Origin of the sequence: Pseudomonas sp. GLN_2 (assembly GCF_043106005.1) — a bacterium.
Taxonomy (GTDB): Bacteria; Pseudomonadota; Gammaproteobacteria; order Pseudomonadales; family Pseudomonadaceae; genus Aquipseudomonas; species Aquipseudomonas alloputida.
Genome location: NZ_JBICMC010000101.1, coordinates 1 through 1,058 on the forward strand (window position 1 = coordinate 1; position 1,058 = coordinate 1,058).

The 1,058-nt window shown below is 62.1% G+C and carries 1 protein-coding gene; it reads left to right on the forward strand.

The window, feature by feature from the left end:
• Window positions 1-1,058 (forward strand): immunoglobulin-like domain-containing protein (locus ACF8Q6_RS24555; protein ID WP_392499615.1); only part of this gene is annotated, 1,058 nt, incomplete at both ends.

The following is a 1,058-nucleotide window of genomic DNA, read 5'->3' on the forward strand; positions in this document are numbered from 1 at the left end:
TCGGTTACCGACGAGCCAGGTACGCCGGGCAGCGAAGGCGACATCGTCAAGGTCACCATCACGGCCGACCAGACTTCGGTGGCCGAGAACGTCAAGCCAACCTTCACCGTGCACGTCAACCAGCCGCTGGCTCACGACCTGGTCGTGACCCTGAGCAACAACGCTCAGGTCACCATCAAGGCCGGCGAGACCAGCGCGCCGTACACCCACGCTGCGCAGGGCGATGACGTTTACAACGATGCTGGCCAGATCAGCCTGGGTATTAATTCGGCGGTAGACGCCACTGGCGCTACGTTCGAGAACCTTGAGTTGGGCGGTGCGGCTTCGGTTCAAGTCACCGACACCCTCGACGAAGTAGTGGCCAAGCTGACCGCCACCCCGTCGGTCACCGAAGGCGGCGAGATCACCTACACCATCACGCTGACCAACAAAGACGGTCTGCCGATCAACAACCACTCGGAGCTGTACTTCAAGCTGACCGACGGCACCACTGTCGTCGTGGCAGCCAACAGCACCACCGGTTCGGCGACTGTAGCCGCACCAGACAACGTCTATGTCGGCACCAACGAGCCGGTGGTCAATGCCATCGACGCGGTCAGCGGCGCAGATGCGTGGAAGTTTGAAAACCTGAACCTGGACAAGACTCCGGTCAGCACCGAGGTCACCGACGAGCCAGGTACGCCAGGCAGCGAAGGCGACATCGTCAAGGTCACCATCACGGCTGACCAGACTTCGGTGGCCGAGAACGTCAAGCCAACCTTCACCGTGCACGTCAACCAGCCGCTGGCTCACGACCTGGTCGTGACCCTGAGCAACAACGCCCAGGTCACCATCAAGGCTGGCGAAACCAGCGCACCGTACACCCACGACGCGCAAGGCGATGACGTCTATCAGGACGCTGGCGAAATCAGCCTGGGCATCAACTCGGCGGTGGACGCCACTGGTGCGACCTTCGAGAACCTCGAGTTGGGCGGTGCTGCTTCGGTTCAAGTCACCGACACCCTCGACGAAGTAGTGGCCAAGCTGACTGCCACCCCGTCGGTCACCGAAGGCGGCGA